20 protein-coding genes are annotated in these 22,717 nt (G+C 52.0%); 10 read left to right on the top strand and 10 right to left on the bottom strand.

Annotation, left to right across the window (positions count from 1 at the left end):
• Positions 1-40: 40 nt before the first annotated feature.
• The 4 genes from EVJ22_RS12015 to EVJ22_RS12000 all read right to left on the bottom strand — a co-directional run bounded on the left by EVJ22_RS12015 (position 41) and on the right by EVJ22_RS12000 (position 7,688).
• On the bottom strand, positions 41-2,050 hold the full coding sequence (locus EVJ22_RS12015; protein WP_071398745.1) for a catalase: 2,010 nt from the start codon (positions 2,048-2,050) through the stop codon (positions 41-43).
• A gap of 125 nt (positions 2,051-2,175) precedes the next feature.
• Complete coding sequence (locus EVJ22_RS12010) at positions 2,176-2,826, bottom strand: hypothetical protein (RefSeq protein ID WP_071398746.1); 651 nt, start codon at positions 2,824-2,826, stop codon at positions 2,176-2,178.
• Between the two features lie 51 nt (positions 2,827-2,877).
• A complete protein-coding gene (locus tag EVJ22_RS12005) occupies positions 2,878-4,083 on the bottom strand; it encodes an NAD(P)/FAD-dependent oxidoreductase (RefSeq protein WP_071398747.1) in 1,206 nt (401 codons plus the stop codon).
• Between the two features lie 98 nt (positions 4,084-4,181).
• A complete protein-coding gene (locus EVJ22_RS12000) occupies positions 4,182-7,688 on the bottom strand; it encodes a chitobiase/beta-hexosaminidase C-terminal domain-containing protein (protein ID WP_131444002.1) in 3,507 nt (1,168 codons plus the stop codon).
• 386 nt (positions 7,689-8,074) lie between these two features.
• Between EVJ22_RS12000 and EVJ22_RS11995 the strand changes: the two genes are divergently transcribed.
• From EVJ22_RS11995 to EVJ22_RS11975, 6 genes are all read left to right on the top strand, one after another.
• The gene (locus EVJ22_RS11995) at positions 8,075-8,830 is read left to right on the top strand and encodes an alpha/beta hydrolase (protein WP_131444001.1); all 756 of its coding nucleotides are present in this window, start codon (positions 8,075-8,077) and stop codon (positions 8,828-8,830) included.
• A gap of 169 nt (positions 8,831-8,999) precedes the next feature.
• Positions 9,000-10,655 carry a glycoside hydrolase family 13 protein gene (locus EVJ22_RS11990; protein WP_131444010.1) on the top strand — a complete coding sequence of 552 codons (1,656 nt, stop codon included), beginning with the start codon at positions 9,000-9,002 and terminating at the stop codon, positions 10,653-10,655.
• A 48-nt stretch (positions 10,656-10,703) separates the two neighbouring features.
• A complete protein-coding gene (locus EVJ22_RS11985; protein WP_131444000.1) occupies positions 10,704-11,036 on the top strand; it encodes a hypothetical protein in 333 nt (110 codons plus the stop codon).
• A 64-nt stretch (positions 11,037-11,100) separates the two neighbouring features.
• Positions 11,101-11,304, top strand: a complete 204-nt coding sequence (locus tag EVJ22_RS11980) for a YwbE family protein (RefSeq protein ID WP_016508010.1) — start codon at positions 11,101-11,103, stop codon at positions 11,302-11,304.
• A gap of 1 nt (position 11,305) precedes the next feature.
• Complete coding sequence (locus tag EVJ22_RS15580; protein ID WP_016507944.1) at positions 11,306-11,473, top strand: hypothetical protein; 168 nt, start codon at positions 11,306-11,308, stop codon at positions 11,471-11,473.
• A gap of 346 nt (positions 11,474-11,819) precedes the next feature.
• Positions 11,820-13,280 carry an alanine/glycine:cation symporter family protein gene (locus EVJ22_RS11975; RefSeq protein ID WP_071398753.1) on the top strand — a complete coding sequence of 487 codons (1,461 nt, stop codon included), beginning with the start codon at positions 11,820-11,822 and terminating at the stop codon, positions 13,278-13,280.
• 45 nt (positions 13,281-13,325) lie between these two features.
• On the opposite strand, the gene EVJ22_RS11970 is transcribed toward EVJ22_RS11975, so the two are convergent.
• Positions 13,326-14,126, bottom strand: coding sequence for a formate/nitrite transporter family protein (locus EVJ22_RS11970; protein ID WP_071398754.1), 801 nt, complete (start codon positions 14,124-14,126; stop codon positions 13,326-13,328).
• Between the two features lie 96 nt (positions 14,127-14,222).
• A complete protein-coding gene (locus EVJ22_RS11965; protein ID WP_070328049.1) occupies positions 14,223-14,609 on the bottom strand; it encodes a VOC family protein in 387 nt (128 codons plus the stop codon).
• Positions 14,610-14,689: 80 nt separating this feature from the next.
• On the opposite strand from EVJ22_RS11965, the gene EVJ22_RS11960 reads away from it, so the two are divergent.
• Genes EVJ22_RS11960 through EVJ22_RS11950 form a run of 3 tightly spaced genes read left to right on the top strand, consistent with a single transcriptional unit; the run spans position 14,690 to position 17,967 of the window.
• Positions 14,690-15,808, top strand: a complete 1,119-nt coding sequence (locus tag EVJ22_RS11960) for a GTPase (protein ID WP_071398755.1) — start codon at positions 14,690-14,692, stop codon at positions 15,806-15,808.
• 12 nt (positions 15,809-15,820) lie between these two features.
• Positions 15,821-16,963, top strand: coding sequence for a YcjF family protein (locus EVJ22_RS11955; protein WP_070328051.1), 1,143 nt, complete (start codon positions 15,821-15,823; stop codon positions 16,961-16,963).
• 41 nt (positions 16,964-17,004) lie between these two features.
• Positions 17,005-17,967: a 2-hydroxyacid dehydrogenase gene (locus tag EVJ22_RS11950; RefSeq protein WP_071398756.1), complete on the top strand. Its 963-nt coding sequence runs from the start codon at positions 17,005-17,007 to the stop codon at positions 17,965-17,967.
• A gap of 42 nt (positions 17,968-18,009) precedes the next feature.
• On the opposite strand, the gene EVJ22_RS11945 is transcribed toward EVJ22_RS11950, so the two are convergent.
• The 4 genes from EVJ22_RS11945 to EVJ22_RS11930 form a co-directional block, all read right to left on the bottom strand.
• On the bottom strand, positions 18,010-18,696 hold the full coding sequence (locus EVJ22_RS11945; protein ID WP_071398757.1) for a YflT domain-containing protein: 687 nt from the start codon (positions 18,694-18,696) through the stop codon (positions 18,010-18,012).
• A gap of 13 nt (positions 18,697-18,709) precedes the next feature.
• The gene (locus tag EVJ22_RS11940; RefSeq protein ID WP_071398758.1) at positions 18,710-19,225 is read right to left on the bottom strand and encodes a YflT domain-containing protein; all 516 of its coding nucleotides are present in this window, start codon (positions 19,223-19,225) and stop codon (positions 18,710-18,712) included.
• 114 nt (positions 19,226-19,339) lie between these two features.
• A complete protein-coding gene (locus tag EVJ22_RS11935) occupies positions 19,340-20,161 on the bottom strand; it encodes a hypothetical protein (protein WP_131443999.1) in 822 nt (273 codons plus the stop codon).
• A 79-nt stretch (positions 20,162-20,240) separates the two neighbouring features.
• Positions 20,241-20,654, bottom strand: coding sequence for a methylglyoxal synthase (locus EVJ22_RS11930; protein WP_016507946.1), 414 nt, complete (start codon positions 20,652-20,654; stop codon positions 20,241-20,243).
• 225 nt (positions 20,655-20,879) lie between these two features.
• Here EVJ22_RS11930 and EVJ22_RS11925 point away from each other — a divergent pair, with 225 nt between their 5' ends.
• Positions 20,880-22,655 carry a mechanosensitive ion channel gene (locus EVJ22_RS11925; protein WP_071398761.1) on the top strand — a complete coding sequence of 592 codons (1,776 nt, stop codon included), beginning with the start codon at positions 20,880-20,882 and terminating at the stop codon, positions 22,653-22,655.
• Positions 22,656-22,717: the final 62 nt, after the last annotated feature.

Here is a 22,717-nt window from a genome sequence, read left to right as displayed (position 1 = left end):
CTCGAAAAATACCGAGTCGAGTCCTTCCGTTCGTGAATCATCAAGCACGGTCCCAGAACCGGGCTTTGGCAATCCCGTCGATGAACGTGTCGAATCCGTCGAGACTGTGCTGTTTGAACGTGTAGACGCCAGGTTGGTCCGTCTTGACGCGGCACTGATCGAGCACTGAATCATCGTGTAGGTGCAAAGCGAGCGGCTTGAAGTGTTTATACGTGTTCTCGATAAACTCGAGGACATCGTCTTCGACCGAACTCGCGGCGCTGACGAGGAAAGCGGCGTCGAACAGGCTCGAGTCGACCGTATCGTACGTCTCTTTCACTTTGAGGTCACCGAGCATGTACGATTTTTTCCCGACGAGGCTATAGTTCACTTTTTTGTCGGCGAGCGCTTGGACCCACGCCTTCACTTGCGCGGCATCGACATCACCGGCGAGAAGGACGGCGACGCTCTTCGTATCCGGTTTCGAGATCGTGTCCGCCATGCTGAGGGCAGGCGATGTTTTGTCCGAGACGACTTCGTTGTTCTCGGCAGGCAGTGCGACGCCTAAGTTGTCGGCGACGACCGAGGCGAGTTCGCGGTCGATGCGGTTCAACAAGTCGACGGCGTTTTCTTTCACCATGTCCGATTCACACTTGCCGAGCTCAAAGCTGCAGGCGTCTTGAATGTGCTTCTGTTCGACCGGGGTCATGCTGTTGTAGAACATTTTGGCTTGTGAGTAGAAGTCGAGGAAGCTGTCGCTGCGGCCACGGACTTTGTGACCATCGACTTTCTCTTGGTAATGCTCAAATCCACCTTGGTCGACCGGAACAGGTGCCGGCTGATTGTTGTTGAGCGCGTTTTTATGGTAGCTCGTCTGGCCTTTATGGACCGACATTTGATGCATGCCGTCGCGTTGATTGTTATGGAACGGACAGACCGGTTTGTTGATCGGGATCTGATGGAAGTTCGGTCCGCCGAGACGTGACAGCTGTGTATCTGTGTATGAGAACAAGCGCCCTTGCAGGAGCGGGTCGTTCGAGAAGTCGATGCCCGGAACGATATGCCCTGGATGGAATGCGACCTGTTCGGTTTCGGCGAAGAAGTTATCGACGTTCCGGTTGAGCGTCATCTTCCCGACAAGTTTGACCGGGATCTCTTCTTCGGGCCACAGTTTGGTCGGATCGAGGATATCGAAGTCGAACTTGAACTCGTCTTCGACTGGGATCATCTGCAGTCCGAGTTCCCATTCCGGGTAATCGCCTTTATCGATCGCCTCATACAAGTCGACGCGGTGGAAGTCGGCGTTTTTCCCGACGGCCTTTTGCGCCTCGTCCCAAACTTGCGAGTGGACACCGAGCTTCGGTTTCCAATGGAATTTGACGAAATGGGCTTTCCCTTCCTTGTTGACGAGTCGGAACGTATGGACGCCGAACCCTTCCATCATGCGAAGGCTGCGCGGGATCCCGCGGTCGCTCATCGCCCACATGACCATATGGGCCGTCTCATGGTTTTGCCCGACGAAGTCCCAAAACGTATCGTGGGCACTCCCGCCTTGCGGGACTTCCGTATGCGGTTCCGGTTTCACGGCATGGACGAGGTCGGGGAACTTGATCGCGTCTTGGATGAAGAAGACCGGAATGTTGTTCCCGACGAGGTCGTAGTTGCCTTCGTCCGTATAAAACTTCGTCGCAAATCCACGGACGTCACGGACCGTGTCGCCGGATCCACGCGAACCTTGAACCGTCGAGAAGCGGACGAAGACAGGCGTCACTTTCGAAGGATCGTTCAGGAAATCCGCTTTCGTATAGTCGGCAAGCGATTCGTATACTTGAAATTCTCCGTGGGCACCGACGCCGCGCGCGTGAACGATTCGTTCTGGAATCCGTTCATGGTCAAAGTGCGTCATTTTTTCACGGAAGTGGAAATCTTCGATGAGCGTCGGTCCCCGAAGCCCCGCTTTGAGTGAGAACTCATCCTCCGCCATCTTCAGTCCTTGGTTCGTCGTCAGTCCTGCTGCTTGTTCATTGTCGATCGTGTGTTGTTTCAACTGTTCTTCTTTTTTATTCCCCATCATGTTGCCTCCCCATAAGTATATGCTCTCCCGACGTAAGCCGTGATTGACCTACTTTACGGTTTTTCCCTAACGCTACGAGAAGAAACCCCCATTTTAAAATGGGGTACGTTAATTGATAGGTGTCACAACGCTGCCCAAACGCTCTGCTTCAAAACGATATGCTGCACTTTTTCAGGCTCGAGATCGTATTTCGTCGAGATGGTCCGGGTCACTTTTGCTTTCAAATCAGGGTCGTTGGATTGTTTCGCCTCGTAAATCTTGTTCCACTCTTCCCAGACACGTACCTCGCCTTCAGATAGTTGGCCGGTCCATTCTTTCTCGCGAAGCTGCCAACCGAACACCATGTCGTCGTAGTCGCCGGCCTCGACCGTCTCGGCTAGCGACCAGTCGCCTCCTGGAGCGTAGACGGCCTGACCGAGGGGAGAGTCCGTGCCAATATACGCCTCGTGATCATAAAAACGGATCAATGCGGCTTGGAACGTGTCTCGTTCGGTCACCTCACTCATGACGTCATGGCTGATGGACTGGAGCGTCTCGACGTCAGGACGTCCGTGGACGACGACATCGTATTCATAGCGGACCGCGTCATCTTCATGTATCGGTTTGCTCGCTTCAATCGTATAAGTTGCTTCGTGCTGAGACATCTGCTCAGTTTTGTCTTTCTGTTTCGGCGGGTCATTCGGCCACACGTAAGCGGTGAACGCGATGGCAGGGACGAGCAGCAGTGCTCGTCTCAGACGATATACCCACTTCGGTTTTCGTTTCGATTTCATGGTTATCACTTCCAATCTTATGTATGAAAAAATCCCCTGATCGCCAGGGGATTAACGCGTCCGATCTAATCGTACGAGCCGGGCATCCGAATTGACGATGCCGCGCACTAAATCACTCAAGATTTTAGAACCTAACATGCTGTAAACCGTACCGTTGCCGCCATACCCGAGCAGGTAGAACAGGTTTTTCCGGTCCGGGTGTTCCCCGATGAAGGGCAGATGGTCGATCGATTCACCGAACAGAGCTGCCCAAGCGTATTCGACTGTCAAATCGTACATCGGGAACAGCGCCGCGACTTCTTGGCGAATCCGCTCGGCCCGATTACGGATGAGCGCCTCACTATGAGGTGTTTCCGGCTTTTCTTCGTCGAGGCCACCGGCGATGATCCGGCCATCGACCGTCGTCCGTAAATACAGGTAAGGACGTTTCGTCTCCCAAATGAGCGCCTGCCCGTCCCAATCCTTGAAATCCTTGATTGGGTTCGTCGCGATGGCGTAGGAACGATTGAGCTCGATGCGATGGGTGTCGAGCAGTGGTGCCGGCCCGTAACCGGTCGCGAAGATGACATGCTTAGCCTTGAACGTTGTTTCAGGCGTCAACACGAGCCAGCCGTCCCCGTCAGGCACGACTTCCGTCACGTCCGTCTCCTCGAAAATCGGAACGTCGTTCATCGATAGGTGGCGAACGACTTGACGGCTGAGCGTGAGCGGGTTGACTTCAGCATCGCCTTTTGTGATCAGTGCGGCCGGTTTATCAAATGGGAACCGGTCTTGGAGTGCCGTTTGATCAAGCCATTCAGCCTCAAACCCGTGCTTGGTGAGCATCTCATATTCACGTTTCAGTTTGGAGACATCTGCCTCCTCGCTCGCGAAGCAAAGGCTGTCGCGTCGGATGTAGACGTCTTTTGCATCGACGGTCTCGGCGACCTCGTCGAGCGCATCGACCGCCTCCCTACATAATTTATAGAAGCGGACGGCATCGACTTCCCCGATCTGATCAGCGAGCTCATGCAACATGATGTCGTTTGAATACTGGATGAGCCCAGTGTTCGCCGCCGTGCTTCCGGCTCCGACTTTCCCTTTGTCGAGGACGGCGAAGTCGATGCCGTCCTTATAAAGCGTGTAAGCCGTCAATGTGCCGGACATGCCGGCTCCGATGACGAGCACGTCGTACTGTTCTTTTTGGATCGGCTTTTGTAAGACGATCTGTTCCGACTCAGTGATCGGCCAATATAAGTTCCCGTTGTGCATTTCCATGACGTCATCCTCCGATAATCAGCATCTTCTTCTTAATCCCCGAATTTTGAGATTGAAAACGCAAAAAAACGCAGACGAGATGTCTGCGGTAGCGTTCGTTATTTTTTGACGACAACTGTTTTAGTAGATGCGCCTTTCGTATACGTGATGCGTTTGACGTTCTCGGCACCACGAATTTCTGCAAGGTTCGTTCCGTCGACGATGACTTCTTTGACGGTCGCGCCTTTGAAATCGATGATGGAACCGGCTTGTTTCGGCTTCACTTGAACGACGACGTTCTTGAGCGGGTCACCCGTCAATTCCGTGTAAACGCCGCGCACGAAGATGCCGTTCTTAAAGTTCGTGCCTTTACCGATCGTCACGCCGATGTAGTCGTCTTGAAGGACAAGACGGGCAGCCTTATTGTTCTCGACTGTATAACGTTTCACGTCGACAACGGGTTCTGGTGTAAGGTCGATTTGCGCGAGGACCGGATCGTGGTCACTGGCCCGGCCTGACATCTCTGTGAAGTCGGCGTTGACGTGGATCATATCAATCTCGGTCGTAGCGGCCAAACGGTTCGACACGAGGATGTGGTCGAGCACTTGCGAGTTGCCTTGGTAGACGTAAGAGTAACGATCGATAGCAGGTACTTTCTCGACCATGTTCGTCATCAAGTCACCTTTGAAGATTTGAAGCGCGTCTGAGAACTCGAAGTCGTTGAAGTCACCGAGAGCGACGACGTTCGCATCCGGGTTATCGGCTTTCACGTCCGCTACGAAGTTGTGGACGAGTTGTGCGATTTTTTTCCGTTGCACTTCACTGCCGAGCACGACCGGCTGTTGTGAACCGAAGAAGCCGGTGTCGCCGCCTTTTGAGTTCCAATGGTTGGCGATGACGACGACGTTCTCACCTTGGAAGTCGAACTGGGCCGCGAGCGGCTTACGTGAGCTGTTGAATGCTGGGTCGAGTGGCGCGATTCGGCCCGGGTTATGTGTCAACTTGCCGTTTTCGTAACCGACGGCCGTTGTCGCGTCACCAGCAGGGATGCCTTCCGTGAGCGAGACGCGTTCCGGATTGTACAAGAAGCCGACACGAATGTTGGCGTTCGGTGCGCCGCCATCTTGATTGTTCTCCGGATCGATGTTGACGTACTTGTACGACTTGCCGCCGATTGAGACGATATCATCGATCAAGCGTTGATAGCTTTGGTCAGCTGCAGCATCTCCTGTGCTTTGACCGTTGTTGTCTTGAACTTCGGTCACGCCGATGATGTCCGGGTTGTTCAACTCTTCGACGAACGCTTTCGCCAGTTTGAGCGCCTTCTCGTCCGACGTCTCCTTCACGTTGTTCGAGAAGTTCTCGAGGTTGTAAGAAGCGATCGTCAACTTGTCTTCTTCTGCCTCGATGAATGTCGTCTCACGCTTAGCATCACCTTTGACAAAGGCAGCTTTCATCTCATCGAGACCTGCTTGAATTTTGTAGTTTCCATATGAATAACCGACGACACCGACGATTGGTCCGTTGAAACGGTCACCGGTCGCGACATCGAACTCACGCGCTTCTGCGTTCGGTTCGAGACGGAACTGGATACGTTCCGGGTTTGCGTCATCTTTCTTCAAAAGGATTCCTCCGTTGAACGTCTCGGTAGGCGTGCTTTCGAGTACGGTCACGAGGTCACCGTTTTGTTGCGGCGATACTGACTTGAGGTTAGCGGTCTCGACACGCATTCCTTCTAAGCTTTCCCAGAAATCGATGGCATCTTTGTCTGGATTGAAGACGGCGAGGGCGTCGCTGTCGATAAACTCGGTCGGTAAGTTCGACTCGTCAAGCTTCACTGGCGTCGGGAGTGTGACGTCACTCTTCACGACATCGACTTGTCCGTTGCGTGTATCGATTTGTGTCATCAACATATCTGTCCGTTGGCGATCGCTATAGCCTTCGATCGCATACTCGCTGACGACACCTTTCACGTTGACGAGGTCTCCGACTTGAATGCCGGCGATCGAACGTCCGCCGTACAGGATGATGCCTTCTGACGTGCGTGCGTCTTGGTCGGCTTCCATGTCCGGTGTTTGAATGTAGTAATACGTCGTTCCCATCGAGACGAACGTGTACGTGACGATTCCTTCGACGCCTTCGACCGTTTGGCCGTTCATCGGTGACGTATGGCTCGCGCCTTGGATGTCGTGGATGCGGATCTTGTCCGTGATCTTATAGTCGTACGTCGTCACGGCGCTGAACGCATCGCCTGACTTGACGGCGACTTTGAGCGTCTTCGTCGTTTCGACACGGACTGGACCTGTATAACGTGTCCCGTTCACTTTCGGGTCTGAACCATCGAGCGTGTAATAGATTTCAGCGCCCGCAGTCGTCGTCGAAAGCGTCACGTCTTGAGGTCCGACGAACGTGCCGGCGCCTGGCTTCGCCGTTGCCGGACGGAGTACCGTCGGGTCGATGGCTGTGTCAGCCGCATCACGTGGGATGATTTGATACGTGTTGTCGAACTGTTGGACGATTCCCGTGATTGATGCGTAGTTGACGTCCGTCTGTAAATCGAGAACGCCGCGTTCGTCACGGACGACAAATTCCTTCGTTCCGTCTGTCGCCGTCAAGTTCTGACCGCTGCCTGTTAGTGTGACGTTCTTCACCGTCACGAGTTCAGACTCGACGTCCTCATTGATCTGTTCGCCTGTGAGAACTTGCGCAGCTGGGACGCTCGCCGTTTGTTTCGAGACGACGACCGCATTGTTTAATTGAAGGAGCTCACGGTATGAACCGATCGCACCTGTGACGACGACTTCATCGCCGACGTTGACCGCGAGTGATGTCGGACGGACTGAGAGGCCGCCTGTCGCGTCTTGAATCGAGATCGTGTTCGCAAGTTTGGCCGTAACGACGCCTTTGATCGTGACCGTTTCACCTTCTGCCTTCGTGCGGGCATCACTGATTGAAATCGGAGTGACCGGTGCCGGTGGTTCTACCGTTCCGCCATCGCCGTATACGACACCTTGGAACGTGTGCGACCCGAGGTTCGTGAACGTATCGATTGGTTGTGAGTTCCATTCCGCCGCTGGGTCGAACGCATCCGTACCGTTAGCATCTCCGGTCGTGACCGTATCTTTACGAATCAACGTCTGGTCAGCGGTTGCGACGCTTGTTCCCCATTTTGTGCCCGGGTCGACACCGATTTGACCGAAGACGTCGAGCACAGTGTCACCTTTTTTCAAGACGAGCGTGTCATCACCGTTAAAATTCGTCACGCCGCTCGTCGCATTTGATTTTGCCTTGAGCGCTTCACTCGCACTGCCGTTGACGATGACATACGTGCCACCCGGTTGGAGGGTCCCCGTCAAGTTGAGCGTCGTGCCAGGAGCCGTCCCGCCGTTTGAATACAGTTCGAGCTTGTAGGCAGAGAGGTCGATGGCTGAATCGGTTCCGTTGAACAATTCAATCGCTTTGTTGTTGCTTGAGCCTTCAATATACTCCGAGATGAATAAGTCTGCTGCGTTCAACGTTTCGGCTTGTACGTTTGCCGCGATCGGCGTCATGCTGCTGACGATCAGTCCGGCTGATAAAGCGAGGCCGGTCATTTGTTTGAGTGAACGTGCTTTTGGTTTCCCCATGTTGTAGTCTCCCTTTGGTATGTAGATGGCCGATACGATTTCTCAATTCATTTGGTCACTTGTTGAGCGTTCAGCCCCCTACTAGTCAATACAAAAATGATAGCGCTTACATTAATCGACTATTACCCACAAAAATGGCTCGTTACGACTCCATCGATTGGTGTATTTCACTATCATTTACCAACTTTGCAACTACATGTTAAACATAACCAAGCAGACATTAGAACTCAATCTCCTTTTCACGAAGTTCCTATTACATTTTAATGACAAGGTAATGAGTTTTTGGATTTTTCCCTTTTAGGTTGACGACAAGGCCATGAACTCTTACAATTCATTAATACAAATTAAGTGTATCGGTTAACTGTGAATTAATAGGGAGGAAACGAATGACGACGACTACTTATCCGGTCATCCCGGGAGCGGGGACGTTTTATTATGAAGGGAATCAAACCGGGATATTATTATGTCACGGTTTTAATGGGACGCCACAAAGCGTGCGCGATGTCGGGATCGACTTGATGGAAAAGGGCTTCACAGTGTATGCCCCTCGCTTGACGGGGCACGGGACCGACCCCGAGGACTTTAGATGTTCGACGAACAAGTGCTGGTATGAGAGCATGGAAGCAGGTATCCGCTTCTTGCGCGAGCGATGTCGTCACGTCATCGTCGTCGGACAATCGATGGGTGGGACGCTCGCCTTAAAAGCCGCGCTCGCCGGCCTTGCCGACGCCGTCATCACGATCAACGCGGCGTTGTCTGTACCGGGCTATGCGTGTCATGCGGCTGAAGATGTCTGTCGCTTCATCGACGAGGACGAACCGGATATCAAGGCGAATGACGTGTATGAGATCGTCTACGACAAAGTACCGACGTCGGCCATTCGCGAATTGCTCGCTTTGATCGAGGAAGTTCGGCCTCGCGCGTCGGACGTGGACGTTCCGACGTGCGTCATCCATTCCGCTGTCGACCACGTCGTCCCGCCGGAAGATTCGATGTGGTTGTATGACACGATTCAGGCGCCGAAACAACGTATCGTTTTGGAGCAATCGTACCATGTGGCGACGCTGGACCATGATCGTGGTCGATTAGCTGACGCGATCGGTACGTTCTGTGAACAAGTGACGCCGGTTGAACAAATGTAGTCTCTAAGACTGCATTTTTTATTTGCGCTTCTTTGCAAACGCTTGCACTAATGCTATTGTAAGATTAGATTTACCCAAACAGTGGTATGTACCTTCATTGATACTAATCGTAGGCTTAGGAGGAATTTGACGTATGGAGACGGCGTTCAGACAAAGTGAGAAGCAAGGCATCGCCCGGGCATGGTGGAAAGAAGCCATCGCCTATCAAATATACCCGCGTAGTTTCAAAGATTCGAACGGGGACGGCATCGGCGACCTCCGTGGCATTATCGAAAAGCTTGATTACTTGGAAGATCTCGGCATCGATGTGATCTGGCTCTGTCCGATGTACAAATCACCGAACGATGACAACGGTTATGACATCAGTGATTACGAAGACATTATGGAAGAGTTCGGGACGATGGAAGATTTCGATGCGTTGCTGAGCGCGGTCCATGCGCGAGGGATGAAGCTATTGCTAGACCTCGTCGTCAACCATACGTCAGACGAACATCCATGGTTCGTCGAATCGAAAAGTTCGAAAGACAATCCGAAGCGGGATTGGTATATATGGCGGGACGGAACAGAAGACGAGCCACCGAGCAACTGGGCCAGCATTTTCGGCGGCTCGGCCTGGGAATATGACGCGGCGACCGAGCAGCACTACCTTCATGTGTTCTCTAAAAAACAGCCTGACTTGAATTGGGAGAACGAAGAAGTGCGCGGTGCGGTCTACGATATGATCAACTGGTGGCTCGATAAAGGAATCGACGGGTTCCGGGTCGATGCGATCAGCCACATTAAAAAGATGCCGACCGAGACGATGTTGCCTTCCCCGGATGGCAAACGTCACGTCACGGCGTTCTCGATGTATTCAAATATCGAGGGGATTCATGATTATCTCCAAGAGATGAAGCGCGAGACGTTCGCCAAGTACGATATCATGACGGTCGGGGAGACGAACGGAATCGAGCCGAAAGCAGCCGACCTGTGGATGGGACCGGAAAACGGGGCGATGAACATGGCGTTCCATTTCGACCACGTCGATATTATGCGCAAGTCCCGGCTCGCCCCGCTTGACGTCGTCAAACTGAAACGTATTTTTGACAAATGGCAACAAGGGTTGCTTGAAACAGGGTGGAACGCCCTCTATATCGAGAACCATGATATGGTGCGTGCCGTCTCGCTCGTCGGGGACGAGAACCACTATTGGCGCGAGAGTGCGACCGCGCTCGGAATGATGTACTTCTTCATGCACGGGACACCGTTCATCTATCAAGGGCAAGAAATCGGTATGAAGAACGTGCCGTTGCCATCGATCTACGACTACGATGACGTCGCGACAAAGAACGAGTACTTCGAACGGATTGCGAACGGGATGAGTGAAATCGACTCGATGCAACACGTGTGGGGGACGTCGCGCGACAACGTCCGGACGCCATTGCAATGGGACGCCTCGCTGCACGGCGGCTTCTCGTCAGCCACCCCGTGGATGCCGATCCATGCCGAGTATGAGACGTTGAACGTGGAAGCACAGTCTAAAGACGTGAACTCGATTCTGTCGTTCTACAAGGCGATGATCCGACTGCGCCGAGCCGAGGAGACGTTCACGTATGGAAGTTACCGCGATCTCTTGCCGGAACATCTGCAAGTATTCGCGTATGAGCGCAAGTTCGAGCAACAATGCTTTTATGTGCTCGTTAACTTGACGGCGAATCCGGCCGAGACGACGCTCGCTGGTCTTGACGAGGCGACACTCGTCTTGACGAATGAGGTGGATCCGGAACCGATCGAGCAAGACACGTTCATGCTGAAGCCGTTTGAAGCCCGGTTATATCGCTTATAATGATGAGACACCTTCCATTCGGGAGGTGTCTTTTAGGAGGGGATCAGTATGCATCAGATCGAACTCGGGAACGACGACGTCACTGTTCGGTTCATCATTGCCGAGGCTAATCGTACGACGTTAAAACTTGTCCTCGCTCGCGACGCAGAAATAATCCGGACGGCTGACTATGTCTTGTTTGGACGAGACCTTACCGAAGCGTATGAGCAATTGAGTGGTAAGGCCCAACTTCAAAATGAGAGCGGGCGGACGATTTTAACGATTGCGTTCGAAAGGGGACGTGTCGATGTCTCAATCGCGTGGGGACAAGGCGTGACGACGTTTGCGACCGATCAAAGTTATTTGACGAAAACGCTTGGTCAGATCGGTCCGTTTGAATAGACTGTGACAAATACGGGAAAAGAGCATATGATAGAGGTTGACTATACGGAAAGGGGTGTCGGGTATGGATGGTAAGAAACGCGCGGACATTCGCCCAGGACTCCACGTCCAGATCGTCCTGAAACAAGATCAGCGGAGCGGGAAGTTGACGAAAGGCGTCGTCAAAGACATTTTGACGAACTCGCCAAGTCACCCGCACGGCATTAAAGTACGCTTAAACGATGGACAGGTCGGTCGGGTAAAAGTGATCGAAGCTGGAGGTGAATGATATGAGTGAAAAGAAATTGAGTTTTCAAGAGGCGATGAAGCAAAAACTTGCCGAGAAGAAACAGAACGAAACGAAAGTGCCGACAGGACTTCGTGGGACGAAGCAAAAACCGTTGACGAACCAGTTGACGAAAAAGCCGAACAACCAGAAGAAACGGACCGGCGTATAAATCAAGCAGTTGCTCATGCGAGCGACTGTTTTTTTTGTTGGGGTCAATCAGGAGACGCATCAATGAAATGACGATCGTTGAAGTCATGCAGATGAAGCGTCTTTAAAAAAGTGAAACCTTAAATCAAATAACGAAATAAAAATGATGATTTGTTCATTCTTCCGAAATAGTATGTAAGCGCTTTAAATGTCTGTTTTTCGGGCTTTTTGTCGCATATCATGTGAATTTTTTGTGAACTCACCTATAAAAAAATTGTTGCTAATTGTCAGAATATTTGTATAATTCAGAACTAAGACATCATAAAAAATCTTCAACTTAGATTTCCACAACAGGGAGGAACTTATTCATGGAAGCTGTACAAAACTTATTGCAAGGAAGCGTCGACTTTTTAAACAACATTTTATGGTCGTACGTGCTTATCGTCGGATTGATCGGGGCCGGGATTTACTTTACGGTCAAGACAAGGTTTATGCAATTCCGCTATTTAAAAGAGATGTTCCGTGTCGTCACAGAAAAATCAGAGCTCACAGACAGTAAGAGTATCAGCTCGGCGAAGTCGTTCTTCATCGGAGCGGCAACGCGAATCGGAACTGGTAACTTAGCCGGGGTCACGGTCGCGATCACACTCGGTGGACCGGGAGCGGTTTTCTGGATGTGGATCGTCGCCCTCGTCGGTGGCGCAACCGCAATGATCGAGAGTACGCTCGCTCAAGTGTATAAAGTAAAAGACGACGTCGCATACCGCGGCGGTCCAGCTTACTACATTGAAAAAGGTTTGAACAACCGAGTCCTCGGTATCATCTTCGCGGTGTTGATCGCCTTCACGTTCGGTCTCATCTTCAACTCGGTACAATCAAACACGATCGCAGCGGCGTTTGATAACGCGTTCGGTCTCGAAGCCGCAGTCGGTGGCGCTATCCTCGTCGTCTTGACAGGACTCGTCATCTTCGGTGGCGTCCAACGTGTCGCCAACTTCTCGGCAATCGTCGTACCAATCATGGCTGTTCTTTACTTGGCTATCGCCCTTTACGTCGTTGTTGTTAACATCGCGGAAATTCCTGCTGTGATTGGCATGATCTTCAAGAGCGCGTTCGGAATCGAGCAAGCGTTCGGCGGATCGGTCGGTGCGGCCATCATGATGGGCGTACGTCGTGGTCTCTTCTCGAACGAAGCTGGTATGGGTTCGGCACCGAACGCAGCAGCGACGGCAGAAGTGTCGCACCCGGCGAAACAAGGTTTCATGCAGACGCTCGGTGTCTTCTTGGATACGTTGATCGTCTGTACGGCGACAGCAGCCATCGTCCTTCTCTCAGATAGCTATGCGGCTGGTAACGGTGAAGGGATTGCACTCCTTCAAAACGCGTTATCTGAACAAATTGGTGCTTGGGCACCTGGCTTCATCGCAGTCAGTGTCTTCTTGTTCGCGTTCAGCTCGATCGTCGGTAGCTACTACTACGGCGAGACGAATATCGAGTTCATCAAGAAGAGTAAAGGCGCTGTCTTCGGTTTCCGCCTTCTCACGATGGGCTTTGTCTTCCTCGGTTCGGTCGCGAGCCTTGGCTTCGTTTGGAGCCTCGCCGACTTGTTCATGGCCGGTATGACACTCATCAACTTGGTCGCCATCTCGCTCCTCGGCGGCGTTGCCTTCAAAGTACTTCGTGACTACGAAGAGCAGCGGGCCCAAGGTCTCAACCCACGCTTCTCGGCCCGTAAGCTCGGCATCGAGAACACGGAATGTTGGGACGTTGACGAGGACGAAGTCGCAGAAGGTACGGTTCAAGTCGCCGCTGCTGATTCGTTAAAATAATCATTTACGCAACAACAGGGGCCCTGCATCGGGGCCCCTGTCTTTTTATGCGTTCTGGCGGAGCGTTTCCACGTTCGCCGTCCCAGGTTTTGCATTCAAATGGAGGTACGTGCCGGCGACGAACAAGGCGCCCCCGACAATATTGCCGAGTGTGGCAAACAGTAGATTATAGAGTGCGAGCCCGATATTGATGGCTTCAGACGGCACATAATAGAGGGCGAGCCCGAAGATACCCATGTTGGCGATCGAGTGCTCGAAACCGGCGGCGAAAAAGACGACGACCGGTAGCATCGTCAACATGATTTTGGCGACGTCGTTTTGCGTCTTGAGCGGCATGAAGATGGCGATACAGACGAGTACGTTACAAAGAATTCCTTTTAAGAAAATGGCGAGTGCGTCACCGCCCATTTTTTTGGCAGCTACGACTGTGAGCAAGTGGTCACTATTCATGTCACCCATGCTGTGGGCGCCAATCACAAGGATAGTGAGCAACAGCGCACCGACCAAGTTGCCGATCCAGCTGATGCCCCACACTTTGACGAGATCGCTCCAGGCGACACGTCCACGCTTCGCACCGGTATACAAGTACATCGTGTTACTCGTAAACAGCTCTCCGCCCATCCAGACGATAAAGACGAGTGCGACCGAGAAACTCATGCCGGCAAACAGCATCGTCCCTGGTACATCGATGAACATATTTCCGACCGTGAAAGCGAAGACGACGCCGATCCCGATCAAAAAACCGGCGACGAGCGAGCGAAGTGCGTATTGACCGAACGAGTGATGAAGGAGCGTCGCTTTTTTATGGGCGGCTTCTTCCATATAATCGATAACTTGTTTTTCCATTTGAATAAGACCTCCTTTAGACAACTTAAGTCTAGGAGGTCTTAAAAAAGTTTGCAATTGTTTTCACAAACTTTCGGTGAGGGGATTTGTATCCGTTCACATCGTCGCCACGAGTTCGACTTTGATGCGATCCGGGTCTTCGAAATAGAGCGCGACGTAGTTCGGACCGCCGGCATACGGAAAACGGTCGGCGTACAGCTCGTTGAAGCCGTAACGGGACAAGCGGCTGCGAAAAGATTCGAGTTGCTCCACCGATTCAGCGTGAAAGGCGAGGTGGTTCAGTCCTGTTCGCTTCCGATGGTACGAGGGTTCGAGGTATGCCGGTTCGGTTTGAACGAAGACGAGGTACGTCTCACCATGACGATAACTTTTTCCGTGTTCCCATTGTTGGTATACCGTATACCCAAGCTCTGTGAGGAGCCAATCCCAAGCGATTAAACTTTTGTTCAAGTCAGAAACATAGAGCTCTACGTGGTGAAGCATGCGTCTCATCCTTCCGTCGGACGTTTCAAAAGCGGCCGTTTAGTATAATGGTATTATACAACGACTGCAGGGGGAAACAAATGGACAACACGGGGCTTGTCTCGAACATATTGATCGCGGGAAAAACAGGCGTCGGCAAGAGCGCCTTCTTGAACTATATTTACGGACGTGACGTGGCCGAGTCGCGGGCGGGCAGCCCGGTGACGGCAGAAGGTCTGCACGAATACGAGTATTACGATCTTGAGCGCGGGATCTTGTTCCGCTTTTTTGATACGTGGGGGCTTGAAGCCGACCGGTCTGAAGAATGGCATGAAGCGGTCATCGCCGTCGTCAATAAGCGGGAAGGTGCACTCGACATCGCTGACTGGTTCCACACGATTTATTATTTGCTGTCGATCAACTCAGGGCGTGTCGAAACGTATGAGCTCGAGGCGATTTTGAAGCCGCTTTACGCGAAAGAGAGTAACGTCACCATCATCTTGACGAACTATAATCCGGACAGCGCGATGAACGTGGAGAAAGCCGAGGCGATGGAAGACGTCTTGATGCGAGAACTTGGCATCAATCGTGACGCCATGATCCGGGTGAACAGTGTCGAGAAAAAGCTGTTGAGCGGACAAGTCGTACCGACGCTCGGTTATGAAGGGGTCTGGCAACGTAATCGAACGAACCTCTGGCAGGATGTCGAGCGGAAATTACCGCTCAACTTGACCCGGCATTTATTGGACGAGCTCGAAGCGTGGCGCGACCGGAGTTACCGTTCGGCTGAAAAAATTCGGATGATCACCCCGCAAGCGATGATCAGCTGGAAAGCGCGTCAAATCGAAAAAGATTTGGAGAGCACGCTCGAACAGGCCGCGCTCACGACAGAAGAAGCGATGGCGCAGGGGGTCCGTCATTACATTCAACTGATGGAGCGCTATCCGCTCGTCGGCAAACAAGCGGACGTCGGTTTCAAGACGCGCCGGGTCGAACTCGGCTTTGATTATTCATTTAAGCGGACGATTCGAAAGATGGTGCTCGGGATGATTCCGGGTATTCATTTCATTTACTGGGCGTTCAAGCGCCGGACAGCGGAGCGGGGCATCAAAAAAGCCATCGACCAACAGTATGAGACGGTCAGGGAAGCGATTGTTCAGGACGTGCAACGTGGATTCGAGAACGAGATGAAGCAACTTGGGCGTACGCTCAATCAATGAGGAGGAAGTCATATGGAGAAAAAAGCGCCATTTAATTTAGATACGTACGATTTGAAAGAAGAGTTGGGTCGTCTGCGAGGCGAAGTCAAGAAGCCGAACATTTTAATCGCCGGTGCGACCGGTTCTGGGAAGAGCTCGGTCGTCAACCATGTGTTCGGTCGTGATTTGACGAAAGTGGCGGCCGGCGAGCCGGTGACGCGTGGAATCCACCAGTTCATGAGTGATGACATCGCGATCGTCCTCTACGATAGCGAAGGGTACGAGATCGGAAGTGAGCGTCAACAGGCTTATGCCGATGAAGTCATCGGCTTCGTCGAACGGGCGCAGACAAAACCTGCGGCCGAGCAGATGCACCTCGTCTGGTACGCTATCAACGCCTCGATGAAACGGGTCACACCGCTCGATCGGACGCTGATCAAACAGTTGAACGACGTCACTTCTGTCGCAGTCTTATTGACGCAAATCGATCAAGTCGACATGGATGAATTGACGGCGCTGCGAAACGAATTAGCTGGAGTAGTACCGGAAGACGCAATTTTTCAGGTGAGTGTCGCCGGTGAGTTATTGAACGATGCTGAACTTCGGGACCACCTTGACTGGGAACGTCTCGTCACATGGTCGGTCGACCAGCTCGACCAGTCACTTCAAGAAGGATTGCTCATGGAGATTCATGCGGAGAGCGAAGCGATGCTCAAGCTGAAACGCAAGAAGGCGAACCGGATCATCTCGGGCTATGTCGCGAGTGCTGGGACGGCTGCTGCCGTGCCACTCCCGTTCGCGGATGCGATCGCGTTGACACCGATCCAAGTGACGATGAGCGTCCACTTGTTCCGTTATTGGGGCGTCAAAGCGAGCGATGACATGTTGAAAACGTTGATTGGTAGCACGATCATCCCGCAAATCGGACGGACGCTTTCGAAGACGCTGTTGTTGAACGTCATGAAGTTCTTCCCAGGTGCGAACGCGGCGGCGAGTGTGATCAATGCGACAGTGGCATCCGGGATCACCTGGGCTATCGGACTTGCCATCAATGAAGTCGCGTATCGCAATGCGATGGACTCCTCGAAGACGATCGAGCAACTGCTCAACAGTGACTTTAGTTCATTGTTCGATCAGTTCATAAAAGAGAATCCGATGTCTAAAGACAAATCTTGATTCGAAGTTTGTTACGATGAGAAAGAACAGGGGGAATGGATATGAAGAAACGAATTTACATCACACGATGTCTGCCAGAAGAAGCAGTGGCGCCGCTGCGAGATAAGTATGACGTCCGCATGTGGGACGAAGAGGCGGTGAGCGTACCGCGTGACGTCTTGTTGAAAGAAGCAGCATCGGCTCATGCGCTATGGACGATGCTCAGCGACACGATCGACCGCGAGTTGATCGAACAGGCGCCTGACCTCGAAGTCATCTCGAACTTGGCCGTTGGTTATAACAACATCGACATCGAAGCGGCAAAACAGCACGGTATCGTCGTGACGAACACACCGGACGTCTTGACCGAGACGACAGCGGACCTCGCGTTCGGACTCATGATGATGACCGGGCGCCGGCTCGGAGAGGCAGAACGTGATTTGCGGGCGGGGGAATGGAAATCGTGGACACCGATGGGCTACGTCGGGATGGACCTGCATCAGGCGAAGCTCGGGATTATCGGGATGGGACGCATCGGCGAGGCGGTCGCACGCCGGGCCCGCGGCTTTGACATGGACGTCTTGTACCATAATCGGACGCGTCGTCATGAATCGGAGTCGATGTACGGATTCGTCTACGCCGAACTCGATGACTTGCTCGAGCAGTCGGATTTCGTCGTCGTGCTCGCACCGCTCACCGAACAGACGCGTGGCATGATTGGCGCCGACCAGTTTGCCAAAATGAAAGACACGGCCGTCTTCATCAATGTCGCCCGCGGCGAGATCATTGATGAGTCGGCACTGTACGAGGCGTTGAAAGCCAAGCAAATTTGGGCGGCGGGGCTCGACGTGTTCGCGAAAGAGCCGGTGACGATGGACAATCCGCTCTTGACGCTTCCGAACGTTACGACGTTGCCGCATATCGGCAGCGCAACGATCAAGACACGCCTCTCGATGATGGCGCTCAACCGGGATGCCATCGTTAACGTACTCGAAGGGAAAGAACCAAAAAATCGATTGACGTAAAAAAGAGGAACCTGACGCCGTCAGGTTCCTCTTTTCTGTCCATTAAAAGCGGCGAATGTTGTCTGGATCTTCAACATCGTTGCGTAGAGCACGGTCATCGAGACCACGAAGCTTCGCTTCTTTATCGTTCAGTTTGGCCTTTTCGTCCAGTGTGTCTTGCTCTGGATCGACGGCTCGATTCGGATTGTCTGATGAGGATTCGTTGAACGGTTTTGAGTCGATCTCTAGGCCGTCGTCATTGCGATGCTCTCGCGTAGTCGACTTGTCGTTTGATTCGTTGAACGGCTTCGAATCGACTTCCAAACCGTCAGCAGTATGATGTCCTTGATGGCTCGTATCGTGTTTCGACTCGTTATAAGGCGTCGAATCGATCGTCAAACCTTCATTGTGACGGCGTTCATAGTCTTCATCGACATAGATCAAAATCTTGCCGGCCTCGACGTCACTGTAATGGCGATTCACTTCTTCTTCGCTCAACCCCATGTTGCGGAGCCCGGCGTGAACGTCTTCGTGACCGCTCAAGAACGACCGGACTTTGTCGAACCAACCCGTATCGTGCGAGGCCTCGGTGTGCACGTCCGTTTTACGGCGCAAAATCGAGACGCTGTCCTCATGTTTGGCGACGACGTAAATGTCTGAGTCTTTGTATCCTTTAGCGCGTAGCTCCTCAATCTTTCCTAGAGCTGATTCTTGCGTGTCGTACATGCTAATAAATCGTTTCTCACTCATGGTTGTCTCCTCCTTATAATCGGCGATGGTCTTCTAAGCCGGAATGTCCTCGTACAATCGAATCTTCTTTCGTACCGCTTGGTTCTTCATCATGATCATTGAACGGTTTGGCGTCGAATGCGATGCCGTCTGCCTTTTCACCTTTATCGTGGTCGAGCTCGCTGTCTTTTTTATACATATTCGGATAGCGCTCGTACGAATGTTTATCGACGTAAAGCAACAGTTTGCCGTCGTCGATGGCTGCATAATATTCCTCGGCCTCGGCATCGCTAAGACCCATATTACGCAGCTCATCGCGAATCCGGTCGCTGCCGTGAAGGAATGCTTTGACGCGGTCTAGCCAATTGACATCACGAATCCCGGACTCAGCGTTCACATCGGTGTGATAGCGCAATGCGGAAATTTCCCCGTCCCGCTTGGCTACGACGTGCATATTCTTCTCCGCTTCCCCGGCTTTTTTGAGTTCGTCCACTTTGTCCATCACTTCTTGCTCGCTATGAAATAACCCGATCATTTTACGGTCTGACATGGTCTGCCCCCTTTATCATCTCGTCTTACGATTAAATTGACGTCACGGTAATAGTAATTTCCGTTCTGACGAATGTTCAAACAAAAAACGCCATCTCATCTGAGACTGGCGTCATTAATAGTAAATGGTCATCGTATCGTTCCCGAGATGGCAACGCGTGCTCTTCCAGACAAACTCGGCGAGTGTCCACAGCGCCATGAAGCCGCTGATTGCTAACAACACTAACGCGTAGATCGGCGTCAATTGAATTAAAAACGACCATCCGAGTGTGAACAGGAGCGGTTGGATCAGGATCACGAAGCCGACATACACGAGAATGATGAGCAGTGCGAACAAGATGCGGCGTCCAATTGTCTGAAAGTGGTGACGGAAGCGCGTCAGTAAACCGAAGACGGCACCGGTCAGTAAGACTGGCAACACGAAGGCGAAGTAATCGAGCGGATACGAAGCCATCGGTGCTCTGAACAGCCGCAGACTGAACAAGTCGTCCATGACGAGCAACAGGTTGGCGTAAGCGAACGCGAGCACCATGCCGAGCAGCCAGCCGAACTGGTTCCAAATGCGGCGAGACGATTTGATCGCCTCAATTTTTGTGTAGGCGAGAAACGAGACGTCACGCTTTTCGATGTCTTGAAGTTCGAGCTGCGTCTCGTTCAACCGCTCGACGGCCCAGTCGAACTCACGGTTCGCCTGCACCTTCTCATGCATTTTAAGTTCGCCCGACTGCTCGATGATGGAGCGGTAACGGCGACGATACTCGTCGTTCGTTTTTGGTTTTTCGATCAAGAACATCGCATAGGCGCGTGGGTCTTGACTCGTCAGGCCGTCTAGGGATTGACCGCTTCTTTCAGCTTGTTGAATATACCCGGCCAAGCTGTTGAGCAAGCGCTCCGCTGTTGAGTTGTCGTCTAACAGTTCAGACAGATGTGTTCGCACTTGTTCGTAAAATTGCTGTACGGTCGGATCGTTCGATACATGTGGGTTCAGGACAATTCCTCTCTTCTATATAAAATAGTCATACAGGCGGTTCGTCGTTATGGGAAAGTTTGAGCGATTCAAAGTCGCCTTGTTCGATGCTGCGAATCAAGATTTCACTTCCGCCCATGTTTGTGGCGAGCGGGATCGAGTAGACGTCACAGAGGCGCATCAATGCACTCACGTCCGGCTCGTGGGGTTGGGCGGTCAACGGGTCGCGGAAGAAGATGATCATATCCATCTCTCCACGGGCGACCGAGGCGCCGATTTCTTGGTCACCACCGAGCGGTCCCGACTTAAAGCAATGGACCGGAAGTCCCGTCGCTTCGGCGACACGTTTTCCGGTCGTCCCCGTCGCAAACAAATGATGTTTCTCTAGTACGTGAGAATAGGCTTTGACGAGTACGATTAAATCATCTTTTTTCTTATCATGGGCAATCAGGGCGATGTTCATCTTGACTCCTCCTTAAAAAGACTCTTCTTAATTCGTATCATATTTGAACTAGAAAGACACGCCTTGTTTATTGAGGTAAAATTTTCCTAGAAAATCATTTTCCCAGTTAATATTTATTCCGGGATGCGAATTGTCTATGTTTAGGCATATGAAAATGTTGGTATTTATACAGAGAGTCGTATGAAATAATAATCATTTTAAAAAGAGATTGGAGGAAGATGTCGGATGAACGATACAACGTATAATTTCAACACGTTCATGTCTTGGTTGCCAGAGCTCTTGCTTGCACTGCTTGTCCTTGTCGTCGGTTTTACTGTGGCGAAAGTTCTGGAAAACGTGACGCGTAAAGCGCTGCGTAAAGCACGCCTCGACGATCGTGTTGGTGTCAAGCAAGAAGGGGAGCCGGGTAAACCCGGAAGAGAAGAAAAGCGGTGGACACCTGAACGAATCATCGCGAAAGTCGTCTTCTTTGGAGTATTGCTTCTCGCATTCTTAATCATCTTTGAATTTATGAACGTGCCAGCGATCACGCAGCCGTTTAGCCAAATCTATGAAGGCTTCTCAGGTTTAATTACCGGAGTCGTCAAAGCAGGTCTCATTCTACTCGTCGCCTGGATCATCGCGACGCTCTTGAAAAAAGCGATTCAAATGGCTGGTCATCGCCTCAACTTGAGCAAGTTGATGGAGAAGACAGGTCAGGAGTCGACAAGTGTCAATCAGACGAAATGGGTCGACACGGTCGCGAACATCGTCTTCTACTTGGTGCTGTTGCTAGCACTTCCTGCCGTTCTTGACGCGCTAGGTCTTCGAGGCATCAGTGGACCGTTTGAAGACTTGTTGAACAGTTTCCTCGCCTTCATTCCGAAACTCGTCGCAGCAGCACTCATCTTTGCGATCGGCTATATCGTCGCGAAAATTGTCCGCGATATTTTGACGAAGTTCTTGGAAGCGGCAGGACTCAACAAGTTTGCCGAGAAACTTCACTTGGCAGATTACGTGAAAGGATCAAGCCTTGCGAAAGCGGTCGGTACGGTCGTCTTCATCTTGATCATGATCCCAGTCACGATTTCAGCACTTGAGGCACTCGACATTCGAGGTATCTCAGACCCTGCCATCTCCATGTTGAACAACGTCTTGGCCATGATCCCGAACATCATCGTCGCGATCGTCTTGATTCTCGCTGGTGTGTTCGTTGCCAAATGGCTCAAAGGGGTGGTCGTATCCCTTCTTGAGAATTTGGGCGTCAACTCGCTCGCAAGCAAGATGGGTCTCGGTGGACGTTCGACATCATCGACGTCGATTGCTCAAGTAATCGGTACGATCGTTCAAATCATCATCATCTTGTTGTTCGTGTCGGAAGCCCTACAAGTCGCTAACCTCGACTTCATGGCCTCGCTCGCGACTGCAATCTTTGCTTACTTGCCGATGGTCATTGCAGCCATCATCGTCTTGGCGGTCGGTTTCTGGCTCGCCAATATGGCAGAGCGTCTCGTCGGCAGCGTGCTCGTCGATGCGTCAGGTCAACCGAGCGTACTACGCCACGTCGCTAAGTATGCGATTCTCGGGATCGCTTTCTTCATGGCAATCAGTCAGCTCGGCATCGCGCCGATGATCGTCAATACGGCGTTCCTGCTTATCCTCGGTGCTGTCGCCCTTGCGTTCGGACTTGCCTTCGGTCTCGGTGGACGTGAAACAGCAGCTCGCTATTTGAAAAAAGCTGAGAAGAGTATCGATGAGACGGAAGTATCGAAAGAAGGTCTCGAACAAGAGAAAGTACAAATGAATCAAGAAGCCGAAGCTGCGAAGCGTCAGGCGAAACAAGGTATCGATCAATCGAAACGTGAATCGGATCAAACGAAGCAAGAGTTGAAACGTGAAACGAGTCGGACAACGGATGTGACGAACGTGGACGGTCCAGAACCGAACCCGTTCCATGAAAACGTCACGCCAGATCAAGATAACCGTTCACTTGACGACAACGAAGGTCCACTTCGTCCATAATCAGTGAATTGAGCGAGTCTCTCTAGTGAGAGGCTCGTTTTTTATGTTGTGAAAAAGGGTGA

Origin of the sequence: Exiguobacterium sp. SH0S7, assembly GCF_004337195.1 — a bacterium.
Classification (GTDB): domain Bacteria; phylum Bacillota; class Bacilli; order Exiguobacteriales; family Exiguobacteriaceae; genus Exiguobacterium; species Exiguobacterium aurantiacum_A.
This window is presented reverse-complemented; position numbering and strand designations above follow the sequence as displayed.